The following is a 20534-nucleotide window of genomic DNA, read 5'->3' as shown; positions in this document are numbered from 1 at the left end:
ACGGTCTTGCACATGCCAGATCAGTTCAATGTTCTTCGAGGCACCAGGCCATGATGGCCTTCTGCGCATGCAGTCGATTTTCCGCCTCGTCGAATACGACCGATTGCGGACCGTCAATGACGGAAGCCGACATCTCCTCACCGCGATGAGCCGGCAGGCAGTGCATGAAGATGGCATCACGTGCGGCGTGACGCATGAGCGCATCATTCACCTGATAGGGCTTGAGGATCTCGTGCCGGCGGTCCGTATCGTCGTCGCCCATCGACACCCAGGTATCCGTGATGACGGCATCCGCACCGGCTACGGCCTCGACGGGATCGGTCGTCACCGCGATGTGGCATTGATGATCGCGGGCCCAGTCGATATCGGCCGTTGCCGGAGCGAGTTCGGCGGGGCCTGCAAGTCGCAGGTCAAAACCGAAACGCACGGCGGCATGAATGAATGAACGTCCCATATTGTTGGCGATATCGCCGACATAGGCGATCCGCCTGCCGCGCACGGATCCCAGCTTCTCGCGAATCGTCAGCACATCGGCCATCAACTGGCACGGGTGGCTGTCGTCAGTCAGGCCATTGATCACCGGCACCGTGGCAAATTCGGCAAGTTCGGTCAGCTTGTGATGGGCATCCGTGCGGATCATGATGAGATCGACGTAGCGCGACAGGACGCGGGCGGTGTCCGCGACCGTTTCCCCGCGCCCCATCTGCATCTCCCGGCTCGACAGCATGATGGCCTGGCCGCCGAGCTGATAGGCCGCCACTTCGAACGAGACGCGGGTACGTGTCGACGATTTTTCAAAGATCATCGCCAGGGTCTTGCCCGCCAGTGGCTTGCTGCAATCCCGCCCGCTCTTCATTTCTTCCGCGCGGTCGAGAATGGCCGCAAGCACGTCCCCCGAATGATCGCAAAGATCGAGAAAATGTCTCATGACTTCATGGACCGGCAGGTCTCCTCGATGATGCCGACGGCAATGTCGGTCTCTTCGTCAGTGATGATGAGCGGTGGCAGCAGGCGCACGATATTGTCCGCGGCGGGCACGCTCAACAGGCCATTTTCACGCAATCGGGCGTTAAATTCCAGATGCGGGACAACGCATTTCATGCCGAGCATCAGCCCTTCGCCGCGAATGCCTTCGAGCACATCGGGATGAGCTGAAACCACGCTTTCCAGTCGCTCGCGCAGATAGCGTCCGCGTTCGACCACGCCATCGAGGAAGCCGTCGGCCAGCATGATGTCCAGTACGGCGTTGGCAGCCGCTGTCGCCAGTGGATTGCCGCCGAAGGTGGAACCGTGTGTCGAGGTTGTCATGCCGGACGCAGCGCGCGCTGTCGCGAGACACGCACCGATCGGGAAACCTCCGCCAAGCCCCTTGGCCGAGCCCATGATGTCGGGACTGACACCGGCCACCTGATGGGCGAACAGCTTGCCCGTCCGGCCCATGCCGCACTGCACTTCGTCGAAGATCAGCAGGATGTCATGTTCGTCACACAGCTGTCGCAGGCCCTTGAGGCACTCTTGCGGAACGGGACGGATGCCACCTTCTCCCTGTACCGGTTCGATCATGATGGCCGCCGTCTGATCCGTGATGGCATCGCGTACCATCTGGTGATCGGCAAAGGGGACCTGGTCGAAGCCGTCGAGCAGGGGGGCGAAGCCCTCGGTCAGGCGATTTTCTCCCGCAGCCGAAATGGTCGCCATGGTGCGCCCGTGGAAGCTGCCCTGGAAGGTGATGATGCGATGGCGCCCGGCCTGCCCGCGGGCCCAGTGAAACCGCCGGGCCATCTTGATGCAGGCCTCCATCGCCTCCGCACCCGAATTGCATACGAACACGGTTTCGGCAAAGCTGTTTGCAACGAGTCGATCCGCCAGCCGTTCGAGATGGTCGATGCGGAACAGGTTGGAGACATGCCACACACGGTCGATCTGTTCGTGGAGGACCTTCACCAGATGTGGATGGGCGTGGCCAAGACCGGTAACGGCAATGCCGCTGGCGAAGTCGAGAAACTTCCGCCCGTCCCTGGTGAACAGCCAGGCACCCTCGCCATGGTCGAACACCAGATCGATACGCTTGTAGACGGGCAGCAGACTGGGAATGGCTTCGTTCTTGGTCATGTCGGACGTTTCTTTGCGCATGGGATATGAACGGATTCAGCCGTTGCCGGTGCGGTCGCCCACCCCTGGCGGCCACACCGGCCCTCAGGCCTTGAGTTTGTAGCCTATGCGAAGCAGGTGCAAAGCAAAGAACCAAAGCCCGCAATTCAAGAGGGCCAGAAAGATGATGCCGACCCAGATGGAGCCGTCCGCATGTGCGGTGAAGCCATAGCGGACGCCGTCGATCATGTAGAAGAACGGATTGGCCAGCGCTATGGCGTGGAATACTCCCGGGAGTTGCTGCACGGAATAAAAGGTTCCCGACAGGAAGGATAGCGGTGTGATGACAAAATTGGTCACGGCAGCCATCTGGTCGAATTTCTCCGCCCATAGGGCAGCCATGAAGCCCAGAAGGGCGAGCATCACTGACGCTAGCAGGGTGAACACAATCACCAGGGTCCAGCTGTACGGCATCACGTTGACGAACGACAGCATGGCCAGCCACACCGCGATGCCCACCAGAAAGCCGCGTGTCACACCGCCGGCGATCACGCCGAAAAGCAACTCGCCGGATGAGAGTGGCGGCATCAGGTAATCGACGATGTTCCCCTGGACTTTGGCGATCATGATCGAGGATGAGGTATTGGCAAAGGCGTTTTGAACCACTGCCATCATGATCAGCCCGGGCGCGAGGAATTCAAGGAAGTGCAGGTCGCCGACCATTCGTCCGGATCGGCCCAGTGCGAGCGTGAAGATGGCAAGGAAGATGAGCGTGGTCACCACCGGTGCCATGACCGTCTGGGTCACGACCTTGAGAAAGCGCCAGACCTCCTTGCAGTAGAGTGTCCAGAGACCGATGAAGTTGATGTCGCCGACCGTGCCGAAGGTGCTGCCGTCATCGGGCAGATCGATGTCCGGTGCGACCTGTCTTGTCTGGCTCAATCCTGCCTCCGTTGCTGGCCTTGCCCCGCGTGGAGGATCTCCGGCCTGAATCTCTGGCGGAGAACACTCGCGGCACGCTGGAAGGCTCCTTTGAAGGGGGCTCTAGTAATCCAAGCTCCATTCGATGCCAACACCGGTCTGCGCGTTCTCGTTGACCTCGGTGTTGACGGTGATGTTGTCGGTGAGTTCGATTTCGACCGTTGCCTTGCCGCTGCCGGAGGCGATGCCGCGTTCGACTTCAAGAAACACTCCATCGGCAATATACTTCCCGGCCTTGGCTGTTGCACCGCCGGTGTCGTCGCTACCGACGTCGAGCGTGTCGAGGCCGACGGCGTCGCGGAGCCTTCCGATCGTGCCCGGACCGCCGCCTTCGAGTGTGCGCACCGCTGCGGCGAGGCGCAGGCCCTGGGCCGGCGTGATCGAGGATATGTCACGCTTGAACAGCAGATCGGCGAGAATCTCGTCCTGGGGGCGATCGGGTTCGCTTGACAGTTCCAGGTCGGGCTTGGTCGCCGGGCCGGTGATAGTGATGACACCCACCAGTTGTTCACCCTGTGCCGCGGCAGTGATTTCGATGTTCGGAATGATGTCGCCACTGAAGCTGATCTGCCCCTTGCGAATATCGAACCGACGGTCGAGAAAATCCACATAGCCACGCCGGAAATCGATCGAGCCGGCAATACTCGGATTGGTCGCAGTGCCAGTGATATCCAGTGATCCGCCCCATTCCGACTCGACACCCCGTCCACGGACAAACAGTTTCGATGGCGCCTGAAAATCGATGTCCAGCGAGAGCTTGTAGGCGGGAGCGGGCCGTTGGGGTTTCCTGTTCCGGTTCGCGGCAGCATCCGTGCCCTTGCCGATTTCGATCACGTCCAGCTTGACAGGGTCAATGGCACCTCCGCCGGGGATCTGGAGATTCGCCGAATCGAGATTGACTTTTCCCTTGATGGCCGCACTCTGCTTGTTGCCCTTGATCGACAGGTCGGATGTCACGAAGGCGGTGCCCAGATCGCTCTCCAGCACGCGCATTCCCTTGCTTGTCAATTTGATATCGAAGGGGAGACGTCCACTCATGTCGATATTGGCCGAGCCGGAAAGGCCGATGCGGCCCGTCGCGCCGTCCGTCGCTTCGAGCTTGGCGATGTTGATGCTCTGACCCTTGGCTTCGAGGCGCATCCGTGTGTTGACCAGCGCGAAGCCGCTTGCAGCGTCCAGGAACTGGCCGTTGTCGAGGATCATGCTGCCATCGAGCAGGGGGCGGTTGAGGCGACCACCTATCGCGAGATCAACATCAATGATGCCGCTGACACGCTGGCCATCGAGCGATGCGAGCAGCGACAGCTGTCCCATATCGAGCTTGGCGTTGACCTTCCCGTCCAGTGGAGCGTTGCTCGCGAGATCGAAGGCGAATGGTTCGAGCGTCAGCTTGAGCGGGATGGTCAGCGTGATCTTGCCGGGCTCCGGTGACATGCCATCCACCGACACGTCCAGCGCCATGCGTCCGCTGTCTATTTTCGCGTTGATGTCGGCACCAAAACCCGGTTTATTTGTGTAAAATGGGTCCCCGGGCTTCACGCCATCGAGATTGAGGGCGAGCGAGATGGCGGGTTTCGAGGTCGTACCCGTCAGTTTCAGGTCCCCCTTGGCCGTGCCTGTCAGTTGAGGTGCGCCGAACGATGCAAGCATCGAAAGCGGGAGCGTTCCCAATTGGATATGACCGTCGATCCGACCCTTTCCCATCGTCGCGTTGCCTTCGATCCGGGCATCGCCAACGACGAGGTCGAGCTTGTCAACGTTCACGTCGCCATTGTCGAGGATGACTTTGGCGGGGGAACGCAGTGAAATGTCCTGGCCTGCTGCACGCCCGGTGAGCCTGTCGAGATAGATCTCCCTTTTCTCCCCCTTGATCGACAGTCTCGCTTCGGTATCGATGTTGAACTTATCCTTTTGCTGTTGACCTTCGGCATTGGCCTTCAGTGTCAGCATGTCGAGATCGCCGCCGACATTGACTGTCGCCGAGGTGATGTCGAGGCCGGGCTGGCTGAAATGCGCGAGGCCGATCCTGCCGTCGACACCGAGTTTGCCCAGTGCATCCTTCACCGTGGCGTCGACGTCGAGGCCCGTGACGTCGCCAAAGCTGCCCGACAGCGCAGGTATCCTGATTTTCGCCGCGGCATCCTGCTGTCCCTGATTGCCCGACAGGGCGACATCGACGTCCAGTGCCCCCGTGAGGCCCTGCCTGAGCCACGGTTCGAGAGCGGAGAGGTCGCTGATCCCGCCCTTGAGATTTCCGCTGGCCAACCTGGATTTGAGATCGACGGCCAGATCGCCGGCAATATCCGTCGCGGGTCCGGAAAGCTTCAGTCCCGAAAGGTTAACCGACTGTGGGGTAAGTATGTATTCGCTGGATAATGAAAGCACATGCGAGAATTGTTCGGCTTCAAGAGCGACCTTGCCGCCGAGTTTATCGGCAGGACCGGATGATGTGGCATCGAGGGTGATGCGATCGAAGCTCTGGTCGGCTGCGATCAGTTTGGAAATCTCGGCATGCGCATTGACCTGCGGTGCCGACAGACTGCCCGCGAGCTTGATGTCGGCCGCTACCTTGCCTCCAAGTTGCTGCTTTGCCAGATCGTTGAATGCTGACAGGGCCGGAACATCGAGGACGATCCGGCCACCGAGAGCTTTCGCCTTGTCGAGACCAAGTGCAAGGTCGCCCTTGAGCGATGCCGAGGCCGCATGAACGTCAAGACCCTTGACTTCGACTCTTTGCCCCTGGACGAACCGTGCCTTTGCGGCCAGGCCGGGCGTGCTGCCGACAACACCATCGGCACCGCCGGGAATGCCGGCAATTCCCTTGGTATTCAGTGTAATGTCCGCGTCGATCTCTTTTGCTTGCTCGCCGATCTTCGCATCGATGAGAAGATTTGCAGAACCGGAAATTTTCAGCCCCTGTGGGGCCATCGGGCCCAGGCCGTGGATGAGGCCTGCCAGATCGTTGACACCAAGCCTGATTGCCGCCGGTCCTGCGAGGCTGGGCATGTCGAGCTGTGCCGTGGCATTCAGGTCGACATGCTGGCCGACCACTTCGAGTTGCCGGACGACAGCCTGGCCTTCGAGTGGCAGATGGGCGTCGAGAGCCAGGGTGAGCGAATCTTCCGGGCGAAGCGGCTGGCCCCCCTGTTCGAGGCCCTGGATGGTCATGCCACCCTTGGCATCCATGCCCTTGAAGCCCTCATTGAGGGGGGAGAGAAGGGCGAGGTCAAAGCGTCCCTCGATCGTTTGGGCGAGAAAATCCGCACCGCTAAGGTCCGATCCGTCCAGATTGACCTCGATCGCCGGGTTGTCGAACGTGCCCACGGCATTCAGGACGAGACTGGCGGTGCCACCCAGAGGCGTGCCGGCCAGTTGACTCAACCGGTCGAGATTTTCGACATTGGCAGTGATCGAACCATCGAAAGTATTGTCATCCAGCGACGCGCTGGCCTTGCCATCCACCGTGAGCAGGGCGGCGCGAACCTTGAGTCGCTCCAGCTTGACCTGACCCGGTGCGGGAATGCCCGCTTTCAGGTCGAGATTGAGGCTGTCACCAACCAGATCGGCGAATTTCCGGGGAACGAGATCCGATGACGGGATGATCTCGGCGGCAAGATCGATGTCCGGTGTATCTGTATATTGCAGACCAAGCTGGATTCCACCCTTGACCAGTCCCTCGGCCGCCATGTCCAGTTTCGCACGCCATGAGGAGAGCGGCCCGTTGCCGCGCAAGGTGACATTGAGCGGACCGGCTTCTTCGATCTTCGAGAGGCGCGCGACGAGACCGCCATTTTCCCTGATGTCGGCCTGGACGCCGATATCGCCTTTCGCGAGGTCGATATTGACGCCCAAGACAGCTCCCAGCGTGTCCTTGTCGGTACGATGGATATCCACCCGTGCATCGAGTCGGTCGCGATTGTCTGTCGTGCGAACCCCGCCATCGAGTGTGAGGGTCATCGCCTCACCGAGCAATGGTTCTCCCAACTCGATCCGGTCGACGCGAATTTCCCCGGCATCGAGTGCGACGGGCAGGCTTTCCGGGAGATCGGGGGGCTGGGGCAGGCTGAAGGGCTGATCCGGTTGAGGCTCGGATGGTGGAAGATCGGGCGACCGAAGAACGGCTATCCGGGTTGCGCCGAGCCTATCGATGACGACCTGGCGTGAAATGAGCCGCCATGGTGAGGTTTCAAGTCTGGCACCGTCGACCTCAAGCCAGATTCCATGACTGTCGGCAAGGCGGAACGACGCAAGACGGATGTCGAACGGCAGCAGCCCGCCAAGTCCGTCGACCTCGGCAGTCTGGTTCTCGTCGGTCAACGCCTGCTGGATGAGCGTTGCGATCTTGTCCCTTGCAAAACGGGTCTGCAATGCACCAAAGGCGATGCCAATGAGCACGATCATCAGCAAGACGCTATACAGCGCGATCCGACCAAGTTTTCTGATCATCCGATTCCACGGTCCAGATGGGCTAACCGATTACAGGATAGCGCAAAGTTCTGAATGTTCCATTTGCTCTGACATTATGATTCTTTAAGAACCGGAGCCTGATCGGCTACCGTGGCCGGTCAGTAGGCCTGACCGATGCTCAGGTAGAACTGGAAGGCATCGTCGATGCCATGGCGTCGATCGACGGGCACTCCGACATCCAGGCGAAGTGGGCCGACAGGGGTCAGATAGCGGATCCCCATACCCGTCCCCATTTGAAGGTTATTGTCAAAAGTGGGTGTTACTGAGTCGAATACGCTTCCGGCATCGAAAAATGTTACCAACTCAACCGACTGGAACGCGCTCCAGCGGATTTCGCCGCTACCTTCCAGCACGGAGCGCCCACCCACCGGTTCGCCGTCCTGGAGATCGCCGGCAAGCTGATAGGGGATACCGCGTATCGAGCCTCCGCCGCCTGCATAGAAGCGCTCGTCGGCAGGAATTTCGTCACGATCGGCTCCGACGATCGAGCCGATGCTGCCACGTGTCGCAAATATCAGGCGCGGGTTCTTGCGGATCTTGAAATACCGGGTATGGGTTGCTCTTGTTTTGAAGAATTTTGTCGTTCCGCCAATCGTATCCCAGAAAGGTGTTCCTGAAACATCGAGACGCCAGCCATCGCTGGGGTCCAGCAGGTTGTCACTGTAGTCGAATGCCAGACTTGTTGGAATCGAAATCAGGCCGACGGTATTGTCATCTTTATGATTTTCCTTGATCTTTGCATATCTGTAGCTGACGCCGGTCGTGCCTGTGATATGCTTGTTGAATATGCGTTCCACACCGATTCCCGCACCGATCGACTGGCTGGAATAGGCGTCTGTATCTTCGGTATGGATATTGACATCGCCAATGAGTGCCAGGTCGGGAATGAAGATGTCGGGCTTGCGAAAGCGTCCGCTGACTTCCTGAGTGCTTCGCGATCCATAGGCTTCGAAATGCAGGAGTTCACCGGCTCCGAAACTGTTGCGATGCTCCCAGTAGACCCGCGCATTGGGTCCGTCACCTGAAAGGTAACCGAGGCCGGCACCGATCGTGCGATGCTTGCGCTGCGTCAGTTCCACCTCCACCGGCAGGCGGTCGGTTGCATCGACCTCGGTGCCGCGCACGACCTTCACCGTCGAGAACAGATTGGTGTCAACCAGGTTTTCTCGTGCCCTATCGAGCTTTCTCGGATCGAAATCGGCTCCGGTCTGATAGGGTATCTTGTCACGAAGGAAGTGCTCGTCGATACCTTCCGTTCCCGTGAAGGTCGGTTCTGCGAATTCGATCACCTTGCCAAGCTGGAGGTCCAGTTTGACATCCATGGTATGGGTGTCGAAATCGACGGTGACTTCGCGATCGGAGATCTTCGCAAAGGCGAAACCATTTTCCTCCGCGCTGCGGATCAGCAGCTTTTCCGCGTCGAGGACCTTCTGCGCCACTGCAGGCTCACCCTGCTTGAGGCCGATTTTACCCGCGTGAGGCACATCGTAACGTCCGGGATTCCCGTCGACCTTGATGGTTCGCTTGCCGAAAACGAATCTTGGTCCCGGCGTGACCTCGTAAACCAGTTGCGTGGATGGGCCGGTCAGGAGTGTGGTGATTTCTTCGGTCGTGCTGTCATCCCTGGCGGCGTCCTCGTCCGCTGCGTCCCTGGCTTCCTTGTCGTCGATATCGATCCGGTAATCGACCTTGCCCTGATAATAACCCTGCGCCTTGAGTGCGGTCAGCAGTCTGGGAAGATCGTTTTCCGCACGATGACGCAGTACGAGCAGGCTCGCGGGTTCCTGATCAGTCTGCTGGGCAGCCTGCGAGGCGGATAGCAGATAGGGCTCGACGTCGCCATCCAGCGTTTCCCCGGTCTGGGGCTCGACGCTGACGGCATACGGGATGCCGGGAGGTGCCGGGGGAAGGCCCTCGACGTCATCGTCCTGGGATTCACCGAACCCGAGACAGCCGGTGAGAAGGAGGATCGGGATGAGAGCCAGGGCTGCTTTCAAGTCTTTTCTTCCGCGATGTCGCTCTTTTCCCGTTCTTCCCTCATGTCACGGCTTACCTTTTCGATGAAGAGCGGCGGAGCCTTGCCATCGCGGTCCGCGCCAAAGTACACGGTCTGGTGCGGGAACGGAATTTCGATACCGAGTTCATCGAACCGGCGCTTGAGACGACGGACCAGTTCGCGCCGCACGCCCCATTGTTCACCTGGATGGACCTTCGAACGGGCCTTGATCATCACCGATGATTCGCCGAGCGCATCGACGCCGGCAATATCAAGGGGTTCAAGGATGATTCGCCTGTAGGGCCACTCGCGTCGCAATCCTGCATCGACTTCGCCCATGACCTTCATCACCTGGTCGACATCTTCTCGGTACGCCACCCCGATGTCCAGCACGGCATAGGAGAAATCCTTGGTCATGTTGGTGATGATGTCGATGGAACTGTAGGGAATGGTATGCACGGACCCGTCATAGCTGCGAAGGGCGATCGTGCGCATGGTGATGCTTTCGACCACGCCGGACTTGCCGCCGACCTCGACGACATCACCGACCCGCAGTGTATCTCCAAGCAGGATGAAGAGGCCATTGATCAGGTCCTGAACCAGGCGCTGCGAACCGAAACCGATGGCCAGACCGACGACACCGGCACCAGCCAGCAGTGCTGCGGCGTCGACACCGATTTCGCTCAATGCCAGCATCATCGCAGTGGTGACAATGAACAGGATCAGGACATTCTTGAGAATGCTGGCGAGGGTACGGGCGCGATTGCTGTGCAGCGGCTTGCCCTGTTCGTCCTTGGCGCCGACGAAGCGCTCGATCAGCAGGGCCAGCCCTTCGGAGGCAAGAACCGCGGAGGTGCAGATCGCAACAAGTGAGAAGATCTTCAGGCTGATGAATTTGCCCGTATCGGTGCCCAACCACTCGACGACCCGGGTTTCCCATGCCTCCAGCAAGAGTAGAACCATGGCACCGATCACGAAGCCGCGGAGCAGGAGGCGGAGGGGATTCGCGTACCGTGTTGCGCGCTCCTGAACACCGGGCAACAATTCGTCGGCATCCGCTGCAATCGGAACGCCGGATGCGAAGCTGCGGTCGATCCACAAGACGAGCGTGCGAGCAAAGGCGAGGATCAGCGTGGTCAGCAGCGTCGCCCGCGCGAGATAGAAAAATCCACCTGGAATGTTCAGGGCCCAGACCAGGTAATGCACCACGATCCAGATGATCGCGAAGATGTGCCATGTGCTGGCGAGAAAGCTCATCGGCATGAAACGGCTCAAGGCCGTCTGGCTGGTTGCGGCCCTCTTGCGCAGGCCGGCGGCAACCCATTCGCGGATGCGCAGGACCATGATGCAAAGCGAGAGCATCACACCGAAGAACACGATATGTTCGATGAATCCGCCGATCGTGTTCGGGAGACCGAGAACACGGGCGGCGGCAACGGCAAAATAACCGAAGATTCCGACCTGGCCGCTGCGCTTGAGGGTGCGCTCGAGAATGCCGGCTTCCCGCTGCTGATGCGAAATGAACCCTCCCTTGCCGAGGCAGCCCGTTATGAGCGTGCCCCAGAACCAGAACCCGACCAGGCCGATCATCAGCTGTATACCGGTGGCCCTGACCATGTAGGTACTGCCGAAGAAATGCAGTGGCGGGACGGTCAGCGCCAGAAACGTGGCTCCCGAACAGATTCCGACAATCAGCATCTGGAGAGGGTGGCGGGAAGTCCATTGCCCGACTTTGGCAAACAGTCGCTCGCGAACGAATGTCCGTCCAACGATGCCAATGGCGAAGATGATCGACAGGCGCAGCGCCGCATCTCTCCACATGGCGCGGCGGGTCGGATCGCTCAGTTGCTGCTTCAGCCATACGAGCAGAAAGGGTAACTGGCGCCATGACTCGCCGACGTCGACCAGCACGTTCTGGACAGCTTCCTGACGCTCCTGGACCTCGCCCATCAGGTCGTCCATGATCGCCGCATCCTTGACGGCAGTCGGCGACTCGCTGGTCTGTTTTTGCAGCGCCTTGATGCGCGCGATCAGGGTGTTGCGTGCTACCGGATCCTCAAGAACCCGCAACAGGTCGGCATTGTCGCCCGGTTTGGCATTGTCGGCTGCCGTGTCGCCGCTCGCGCTTTTGATGACCTTGGTTTCAGTTGCAATCAGGGCAGACTGCGCATGAAGCGACGAGTGAGTGTTGAACAGGACAAGGACAATCAGAACGAAAGTCAGACAGACTCGCACCATGTCGATGTACGCTCTCACTTTTGATCAGGAAATGCAGCCGGGTCGATTCACCATCGGTTTGGCCGCTCATTGATAGCTGCAGGTGGCAAACATCGCAAATTGGTGTGATAGGGTTGTTCTTGTCAACCGGAGGTGACCTGTCCACCGGACGCCGATGCCCTGTGCATCTCCTGCAGGCGGTTTTCCCATTTCCATGCTGTCCGTACGATGTCGTCGAGGTCGTCATGCCGGGGCTGGAAGCCCAGCACCTCGCGGATCCGGGTGTTGGAGGCAATCAGAACCGGCGGATCCCCCTGGCGCCTTGGACCTTCATTGATCGGGAAGGGGTTCCCGGTGATTTGTTGGACGGTTTCGAGTACCTCGCGGACGCTGAAGCCGTGGCCGTAACCGCAATTGGCAATGAAGGAGGAACCTTGCGCCTCGAGATAGTCGAGGGCCGCGACATGGGCTGCGGCGAGATCATCAACATGTACATAATCGCGTATGCACGTTCCATCGGGTGTCGGATAATCGGTGCCGTTGATGCGCATGGACGGGCGCAATCCATATGCCGTCTCGCAAGCGATCTTGATGAGGTGCGAGTTGTTGGGGGTGGCCTCGCCGATCCGGGCCTGTCCATCGGCGCCGGCGACGTTGAAATAACGCAGGATGGCAAAGCCCATGCCCGATGCCGCGGCGATGTCCTGAAGGCCGCGTTCAGCCATCATTTTCGAAGCACCGTAGGGGTTGATGGGTGCAAGGGGGGTATCTTCGGAAATCAGGTCGGTATCGGGTTCGCCGTAAACAGCTGCGGTGGAGGAGAAGACAACGGAACGGATGCCGTATTTTGCGCAAAGATCGAACAGGCGCAGTGCATTGCACGTATTGTTTGCATAGTACTTGCCGGGATGATCCACCGACTCCCCCACCCAGATGTGAGCGGCGCAGTGGACGAGGGCGTCAAATGAATGTTCGCTGAGCAATGTTTCGAGCCGGCGGACATCGCCGAGATCGCCGATCAGCAGTTCGGCTTCGCCAACAGCCCAACGGTGTCCGGAATAGAGGTTGTCGAATACGACGACATCATGTCCTGCGTCCGTGAGATCCCGGACGATGTGGCTGCCGATGTAGCCGGCACCGCCTGTGACGAGGATACGAAGGGGCATGGGCGGGCTCCGTTAGGGGCTTGAACTGGGGCTGGTTATGATCAACCGTACCACGCTTGGTGCTACGGAAACGCGTATGCGCCGTTTCCCGTGGATGTGTTTGGTATGTTGCGTCGACGGCAATTTCACGCATGGTTGGTACAACCAAAACGGTAGACGAATACAAGCGGTCCATATTCCTTTCATGGCAAATCGTACATGAGCATTGTTAACGGGATATTGAGAGGCTGGCGACGGTCGAACTGTTCACGGACCATCGTCGCCACCTGAAGTGCACATGTTCGGAACTGGATGCCGGCAGCGTGTTTTCCCGCCACGCCGATCGTCCCGAAAGCGGGGCTGCTCTCGTCCGGGGCGCAGTTCAGGTGTCTGGCGGTGTGGCACCGGTCGACAGGAAGCGGATGGTATCCTCTTCGAGGACAAGGCAGGTCAGGTTCGCGGTGAAGCACGCGCCGGTATCGATTCCAATCCGGTTATGGCGCAGCACCGGTTGTTCTTCGATCGTATGTCCGTGGACGATGATCTTGCCGCATTCACCCTGCCAGCTGAGGAACGGTTCGCGAATCCAGATCAGGTCCTGTTCGCCCTGTTCTTCAAGAGCAACATCGGGACGTATCCCCGCATGGCAGAAAAAATAGTCTCCCAGTCCGTAGGCCAGCTCGAGGTCCTGGAGGAACTGCCGGTGTTGTACTGGAAACTTCGAAGTAAGTCGTTGATGGGCTTGGATGATACGTTTTTCTTCGGGCAGCGTGAAATCAATCTTGATGCCGTAGCTCAGCAAGGTCGCATCGCCACCGAATCGCATCCAGCTCGGCCCGACCGCCGGCTGGCCATCAACAAAGTCCCGAAGCCAGGCGTCATGATTGCCCAACAGCAGGACGCGCTCGAAGCCTTCGAGCGGTGGACCGCTCAGGTGATCAAGCACCGCAGCACTGTCAAACCCGCGATCGACATAATCGCCCAGATAAATGACGATCCGACGCAGGTTGGCCGGACTTCGGGCGATATCGTCGCGAATTTTCTGTTCCATGTCGAGGAGCAGGTCGAGCCGGCCATGAATGTCGCCAATGGCATAGATCCGAACGGCGGCCGGCAATCGGGGAGGGCGGCCGTTGATCAGTGGCTCCTCAGGTTCGGCAGTTCTGGGTTTTTGAAACAATCGCCTAAGCAGGACAGAATCTCCATGGTAGATAATTCATCTCGTACATTCCCTCATGGGTAGAAACAAGGCTCCTTGTGGCATAACGGAAACATACAGGAGCATTCTTACCATATCGTGAGACTGAACTGGTGAATTCCTGCATGTTCGGTTGCGTCGTTTTTCGCGCAGCGATATCTATACCACGGGTTGAGATATTTGTCCGACGTCAGGAAAAGATGCCGGGTTTGCGTCGTCATGTCGTAACATCGACCCTGCTCAACCATGGATGGGAATCTGGCTGTTGTCGATTTCTTCGACGGGAATGGCTGGTAGTGAAAGGAGTAAAGTGTTGTCGAAAAGCAGGTTGACGCGGTCGTTCTTGGCAACGGGCTCCGTGGTACTGCCGGTGGCGCTCGCACTGGTCCTGAGCCATGATGCGGCGGCACAACAGGTGGGCGACTTCGACCCCCTCGGCATTCGCGCCGGATCCTTCCTGATCCACCCGCAGGTCGAGACCGATGCCTCGTATGACGACAATATCTTCGCTACCAACAACGACGAGACGGACGACATCATCTTCGGCATTCGTCCCAGCATCACGGCGGAATCGCAGTGGTCCCGCCACCAGCTCGATGTGAGCCTGGATGGCGATGCCGGTCTCTACAGCGACAATCACGACAGCAACTTCTACGATGCAGGGATTGGTCTCAACGGCCGCATTGACGTCATGCGCAACAGCGCGTTCAAGGTCCGTTTGTTCGGGCGGCGGGCTCATGAAGAGCGCGACGATCCGAACGAGTCCGGTGACAAGGAAGTCACCAAGTATTACCGGACAGGAATGGATCTCGGCTATCGGCATAACTTCAATCGTGTCTATATTGAGCCGACGTTCACGTTTAATCGTGTAGATTTTGAAGACACACGGAATGTCAACAATGACGACCGCGACAGCAACCGATACCGGATGCGCGGACGCGTTGGGTATGCCATTTCTCCGAGACTTTCGGTTTTTGGCGAAGGTTACATGGGCTATGTGGAGTATGACGAGACTCCGAACGATTCCGGCCTTGACCGCAATTCCGAGAACTATGGAGGCAATGTCGGTGTCGAGGTCGAACTGACGGGATTGCTCACCGGCGAGGCATCGATCGGTTACACCAAGCAGACCTATGATGACGACGATCTGGATAATATCGACTCGCCGGCGGCGAACGTCTCGCTGACATGGCTGCCGACACAGCTCACAACCGTGGTCGGTACCCTTTCGGGCGAGATCCGGGAGACGACCGAGGTCGTCGATGGCGATCCTGCATCGGGTATCGCGGAGGCGATCGCCCAGATCGACGTCACGCACGAACTGCGGCGCAACATTATCCTCACGGGGAACATCGGTTATATCCACGATGACTTCAAGGGCACCAGCCGGACCGACAAGTCGGTGAAGGCCGGAGCGGGGGTGCGCTACCTGCTCAACCGGAATCTCGGCGTCGATGCGACGTATGATTTCTCCCACAGGAATTCCGACTCCAGCAACAACGAGTATACAAGGAGCATCTTCCGCATCGGGCTGGTTGCCCAGTTCTGATCGAGATCGTGCATTAAGTGATTTTTAACGCGCGGTGGTTTCTTGTTTCCGTATCGTGAGAGGGCTAGATTGAGGGCGGATCGTTCAGGTTCGCCCATCTTGCAGTCGTCCTCTCGCCATATCGTTGCCTGGAGAGTTAATGATGAGCCGGCTCAGCCGTACAGCCACCTTCGTGTTCCTGCTTTTTCTGACGCTGGGGCTCAGTGCCTGCACCGGCAGCAGTTCGACATCGACCGGCACCTTGCCACCTCCCGTCTCCACCACCGAGGGGCAACAGGGGGCGGCGACCCTCGAACCCGGTGACTATGTCCTCGCGGCCGGTGACAAGCTGAGGATCAATGTCTTCCGTCATGAGGACCTGTCGGGCGAGTTCGAACTTGACGGGCGTGGCAATTTTTCCATGCCGCTGATCGGCCAGGTCGCCGCCAACGGGCTGACCTCGACCGAACTGGAGCAGCGTATCGCGGACAAGCTCAAGGATGGCTATCTGGTCGATCCCCAGGTCAGCATCGAGGTGCTGACCTATCGTCCGTTCTACATCCTCGGCGAAGTCAATTCGCCGGGTTCCTATGAATACAGTAACGGCATGACCGTCCTGAATGGCGTGGCGCTTGCCGGCGGCTTTACGTACAGGGCCAATCAGGAAGACATCACCGTGCAGCGCGGCGGATCGAACGCACCGAAGGTGAGCGTTCCGGTTACGACGAAAATAGCGCCTGGCGATATTGTCGAGATCGGCGAACGCTTTTTCTGATCGGTGGCGATAGGCGGGCATCGTCACGCTTTGAAGGCTTTCACCCGGCGGCACTTTTACTTTCCACGTGACGTTCATTGACGATAGCATCATGCGCGTCTAACGCGAGGAATGATGCATGTCCGGTGATGTTGTCGTGAAGTTGCGGGATTGGCTCAAGGACGCACACAGGGTCTATTCGGACCGCCGGGTGATTGCGATCCTGCTGCTCGGGTTTTCGAGCGGCCTGCCCATCATGCTGGTCGCGACAACACTGTCGACCTGGCTGCGCGAAGAGGGGCTTTCACGCGGCGAGATCGGGCTGTTCGGATTCATTTTCGTTCCTTATACGCTCAAGTTCATCTGGGCGCCGCTGATCGACCGGATGCCATTGCCTCCCTTCACCACGCTCCTCGGCAGAAGGCGGGGCTGGATGCTCGTCACCCAGATCTGTCTCGTTGGCGCCATCTGGGGGCTTGGGCAGACTGAACCGGGTGTGGATCTCTGGTGGACCGCCTTCATGGCGGTGGTCGTCGCGTTCTTCTCTGCCAGTCAGGACGTGGTCATCGATGCCTTTCGCATCGACAGCCTGCCACAAAAGGAACTCGGTGCGGGAGCCGCCAACGCCGTTCTCGGATACCGGGTAGCAATGTGGATCGCCACCGCCGGTGCCCTGTTCATCGCCGAATGGTATGGCTGGTCGTCCGCCTATCTGGCGATGGCTCTGCTCATGCTTGTGGGCATCGGGACGACCTTCTTCGTTCGTGAACCCGAGGGATCAAACACCGAACTGGTCGACGACACTGTCCTCGAGGAGGACAATCTCGTTCGCAGCATGCCTGCCGATGTTATCGCGTCATATCGTCGCATTGCTGGAACTTTTGCCTTTGTCCTGTTCTGGTTGCTGCTGCTCGAACCCGTTTCCCTGGTTTTCGGGCTTCTGTCGCCTTTCCACGGACCCTGGACGCTGGAAAGTGGCGACATATCGGTCCAGCAAGTTGCGGCCACGCTGGGAGCCGTTGTCTTGACCGCCATCGGGATATGGAATGGCTGGCTGCTCTTTGAGCGGCGGGGGTCGGCTTCCTATCTGGCCAAGAACTTCGCGATGGCCAGTCTCCTGTGGCTGCTCGTCGAACTCGCCCTGTATGCGATTCCCGCGTCCGGTGGCTTCGTTGGAGAGGTCTATGCCTGGCTGTTCGTGGCAGCCTGCTGGCTGTTTTCGAGCAAGGTCGTGGCCCTCTTCGGTATCGCGTGGGCCTATGGCGATGTCGTCACTCCGACAACGGTGATGATTGCCGGGCTTTGGATCAAGTTCCTGTTCTTCGTCTTCTTCTACGGGTTCTTCTATTTCAGCCGGTATGCGCTGGCGAATTTCGGCATCACGTCCATCGACGAGGAGACGAAGCTGCATCTCTGGACCCGCCGGGCTGTCGTCGGGCCCTACTACGATTTCTTCCGTGCCCATGGCATCAAGATCGCAATTATCATCCTGCTGCTGATATCGGTGTTCAAATCCAGCGATGCCATCCTGCAACTTCTTGCCAATCCATTTTACATCGATGTCGGGTTCGGCAAGGATCAGATTGCCGCCATCTCGAAGACCTTCGGCCTGTGGATGACTCTTCTGGGCAGTGCGGCCGCAGGCGTTCTGCTCTTCAGGGTTGGCATGATGCGAGCCATGGTTATCGCGACCATCGTCATGTCCCTGTCCAATCTGATGTTTGCCGTGGTCGCGCATTTTGGAGCCGATGCGCTTGTCATCACCAATCAGGCATTGTCGACAGGGCGGGAATTGACAGAGGCCGAGATGGCCGCGCGCGGCGAGATCGGTACCGATCTGATGCCGTTGTTTACCTTGCTTATCATCATCGAGAATATCTCGGGCGGGCTCGGAACGACGATCTTCGTCGCCTTCCTGTCGTCATTGTGCAACGTGAATTATTCAGCCACACAGTACGCTATGCTGAGTTCCTTCATGCAGATGTTTGCAAAATTCATCGTCATTCCCGTATCGGGGTTCTATGCCGATGCAGTGGGCTGGAGCTGGTTCTTCATTTCCTCGACTCTTTTCGCGTTGCCGGCGCTGTTCCTACTGTGGCTGCTTTCGCGCGAGGGCATAAGCCTGGCCGATCAATCGGGAAATTCTTCGGCCGGGGAAGGGTAACCGAAAGCGGCTTCACATCCGGACGGGCATCGGCTTGACAGGTTGATCGGACGGACATGAGGCGTCGTCGACGGCGTATTGCTGCGCAAGAAAAAAAATGGACCGCAAGCAAGCTCGCGGTCCAAGTCGAATAGGGAGGAAACGCCTCAAGTCGGGTGTCACGGGGAATACCCATGAACACGAGAGTTAATATAACCGTATGGTTGAATATCTCAAAGAATTATCGTGTAAAAATTTAGATAACTTTATCTCAAATCGCTCGTTGCGCTACCGCAATCAGTAACCGGTGCAAAAGTCCGGGCGGACTGGATTTTTGAGGCTTGATCTGCGCGCATGGAATAAGAATATGTTCTCGATTCCCAAGAGCGATGGGACGTGATTCAAGTTTGTTATGTCCAAGCCCAATGCCACCAACCTCGCCACACTCGGCCTTGATGATCTCCGCGATTTGGTTGCGGCGCTGCTGGAGCGCGTCGCTTTGCTGGAGGCGGAGAATGCAGCATTGCGGGATGAGATTGCCCGGCTCAAGGGGCTGAAAGGGCGGCCGAAGATCAAACCGTCGGGGATGGCAGCGAAGGCCGGAACATCGACGGCCACAGGCAAGCGAGGCGGCAAGGGCAAGCGGGGTGGTTCGTCGAAGGCCAGCCGGCGGGTTCCTGTGGTGAGCGAGGAGCAGAAGCTCGGGGTTGAGGCGCCGCCCGGCTCGCGGTTCAAGGGGTATGAGGATTTTGTCGTGCAGGATCTGCGGCTGGAGAGCCGGGTGATCCGCTATCGCCGGGAGCGCTGGATGACGCCGGACGGGCGAACGGTGACAGCGCCGTTGCCCCAGGGCTTGTGCGGGCATTTCGGGCCTGAACTGGTGCGGTTCATCATTCTGCAGCACGTCCAGGGCCAGGTCACGACGGAACGCTTGACGGCGATGCTGAACGAGATCGGCATCGTCATTTCCAAGTGCCAGGTCATCCGGCTGTTGAACAATGATCCAGGCGATTTGCATGACGAGGCCACGGAGCTGTTCCGCGCCGGTCTCGAGAGCGCGAAATGGATCACCGTCGATGACACCGGCGCCCGGCATGGCGCCAAAAACGGCTTCACCACCCAGATCGGCGATGACCGCTTCACCCACTTCGCGACGACGTTTTCCAAGAGCCGGGTGAATTTTCTCGAACTGCTGCGCGCCGGTCATGGCGGTTATGTCCTCAATGACGACGCCTTCAGCTACATGCGCAAACATGCGCTGGCAGGCTCCGTGATCGCCCGGCTGGAGGCGCATGACACCAGGACATTCGCCGATCGCGGCGCCTTCTCGGCCCATCTGGGCGAACTCGGTATCGATCAACTCGATGTTCACCCCGACCCGGTCAAAATCGCCACCGAGGCCGCACTGTGGGGCAGCATCCACCACCACGGTCTGCTGAACGATACCGTCATCGTCTCCGATGGCGCCGGACAGTTCCGCGTCGGCCAACATGCACTCTGTTGGGTTCATGCCGAGCGCCTGATCCACAAGCTCGTCGGCTTCAATGAAAGCCAAAGACGTGCCATCGATCTCCTCCGCCAGCTCGTCTGGTGGTTCTACGCCGATCTCAAGGCTTACAAACAAGCCCCGCAAAGGTCGCGAGCTGCCCAGCTCCGTGCCCGCTTCGACCGCATCTTCAAGCGCAAGACCGGTTTCGCCACCCTCGATCGCCTGCTCGCACGCCTGCATGCCCGCAAACCGGAACTCCTCCTGGTCCTCGACCGACCCGAAATCCCCCTGCACACCAACGGCTCGGAAAACGACATCCGCTGCCACGTCACCAAACGCAAGATCTCCGGCGGCACCTGGTCCGATGCCGGCCGTCAGGCACGCGATACCCTGCTCGGCTGCATGAAAACCTGCCAGAAACTCGACGTCTCCTTCTTCCAGCTCCTCGGCCACCGACTCGCCGTACCATACACGACAGAAATCCCACCACTCGCCCAGCTCGTCACCGCCGCCAAGGTCTGATCG

General features: G+C 58.9%; 12 protein-coding genes. 4 read left to right on the top strand and 8 right to left on the bottom strand.

Annotated elements, in window-relative coordinates; genetic code table 11:
• Positions 1–25 precede the first annotated feature (25 nt).
• From argF to H6851_03320, 8 genes are all read right to left on the bottom strand, one after another.
• Positions 26–928, bottom strand: coding sequence for an ornithine carbamoyltransferase (argF, locus tag H6851_03355; protein ID MCB9942645.1), 903 nt, complete (start codon positions 926–928; stop codon positions 26–28).
• Complete coding sequence (locus H6851_03350; protein MCB9942644.1) at positions 925–2112, bottom strand: aspartate aminotransferase family protein; 1188 nt, start codon at positions 2110–2112, stop codon at positions 925–927. The genes argF and H6851_03350 overlap by 4 nt, the downstream gene beginning before the upstream one ends.
• 84 nt (positions 2113–2196) lie before the next feature.
• Positions 2197–2997, bottom strand: a complete 801-nt coding sequence (locus H6851_03345) for an ABC transporter permease (GenBank protein MCB9942643.1) — start codon at positions 2995–2997, stop codon at positions 2197–2199.
• Between the two features lie 138 nt (positions 2998–3135).
• Positions 3136–7518, bottom strand: a complete 4383-nt coding sequence (locus H6851_03340; protein ID MCB9942642.1) for a translocation/assembly module TamB domain-containing protein — start codon at positions 7516–7518, stop codon at positions 3136–3138.
• A 119-nt stretch (positions 7519–7637) separates the two neighbouring features.
• A complete protein-coding gene (locus tag H6851_03335; protein ID MCB9942641.1) occupies positions 7638–9536 on the bottom strand; it encodes an outer membrane protein assembly factor in 1899 nt (632 codons plus the stop codon).
• Positions 9533–11773, bottom strand: coding sequence for a mechanosensitive ion channel (locus tag H6851_03330; protein ID MCB9942640.1), 2241 nt, complete (start codon positions 11771–11773; stop codon positions 9533–9535). Before H6851_03330 ends, H6851_03335 begins: the two co-directional genes overlap by 4 nt.
• 122 nt (positions 11774–11895) lie before the next feature.
• Positions 11896–12918, bottom strand: a complete 1023-nt coding sequence (gene galE, locus H6851_03325; protein MCB9942639.1) for a UDP-glucose 4-epimerase GalE — start codon at positions 12916–12918, stop codon at positions 11896–11898.
• A gap of 361 nt (positions 12919–13279) precedes the next feature.
• A complete protein-coding gene (locus H6851_03320) occupies positions 13280–14038 on the bottom strand; it encodes a serine/threonine protein phosphatase (protein MCB9942638.1) in 759 nt (252 codons plus the stop codon).
• Positions 14039–14423: 385 nt separating this feature from the next.
• Here H6851_03320 and H6851_03315 point away from each other — a divergent pair, with 385 nt between their 5' ends.
• The 4 genes from H6851_03315 (at position 14424) to H6851_03300 (ending at position 20531) form a co-directional block, all read left to right on the top strand.
• Entirely contained in the window at positions 14424–15644 is a 1221-nt protein-coding gene (locus H6851_03315) for an outer membrane beta-barrel protein (GenBank protein MCB9942637.1), read from the top strand.
• Between the two features lie 142 nt (positions 15645–15786).
• On the top strand, positions 15787–16398 hold the full coding sequence (locus tag H6851_03310; GenBank protein ID MCB9942636.1) for a polysaccharide export protein: 612 nt from the start codon (positions 15787–15789) through the stop codon (positions 16396–16398).
• 118 nt (positions 16399–16516) lie between these two features.
• Complete coding sequence (locus tag H6851_03305; protein ID MCB9942635.1) at positions 16517–18541, top strand: MFS transporter; 2025 nt, start codon at positions 16517–16519, stop codon at positions 18539–18541.
• A 391-nt stretch (positions 18542–18932) separates the two neighbouring features.
• Complete coding sequence (locus H6851_03300; protein ID MCB9942634.1) at positions 18933–20531, top strand: transposase; 1599 nt, start codon at positions 18933–18935, stop codon at positions 20529–20531.
• The last annotated feature ends 3 nt before the right edge of the window (positions 20532–20534 follow it).

The sequence above is a fragment of the Geminicoccaceae bacterium genome (assembly GCA_020638465.1).
Lineage (GTDB): Bacteria > Pseudomonadota > Alphaproteobacteria > Geminicoccales > Geminicoccaceae > JAGREO01.
Note: the sequence above shows the minus strand (reverse complement) of the source record. Positions and strands in the feature narration are given on the sequence as shown.

Bases quoted from the DNA above. Each gene is read 5' to 3' on its own strand.
- argF (MCB9942645.1), bottom strand. From the start codon at position 928: ATGAGACATTTTCTCGATCTTTGCGATCATTCGGGGGACGTGCTTGCG.
- H6851_03350 (MCB9942644.1), bottom strand. From the start codon at position 2,112: ATGACCAAGAACGAAGCCATTCCCAGTCTGCTGCCCGTCTACAAGCGT.
- H6851_03340 (MCB9942642.1), bottom strand. From the start codon at position 7,518: ATGATCAGAAAACTTGGTCGGATCGCGCTGTATAGCGTCTTGCTGATG.
- H6851_03330 (MCB9942640.1), bottom strand. From the start codon at position 11,773: ATGGTGCGAGTCTGTCTGACTTTCGTTCTGATTGTCCTTGTCCTGTTC.
- galE (MCB9942639.1), bottom strand. From the start codon at position 12,918: ATGCCCCTTCGTATCCTCGTCACAGGCGGTGCCGGCTACATCGGCAGC.
- H6851_03310 (MCB9942636.1), top strand. From the start codon at position 15,787: ATGAGCCGGCTCAGCCGTACAGCCACCTTCGTGTTCCTGCTTTTTCTG.
- H6851_03305 (MCB9942635.1), top strand. From the start codon at position 16,517: ATGTCCGGTGATGTTGTCGTGAAGTTGCGGGATTGGCTCAAGGACGCA.
- H6851_03300 (MCB9942634.1), top strand. From the start codon at position 18,933: ATGTCCAAGCCCAATGCCACCAACCTCGCCACACTCGGCCTTGATGAT.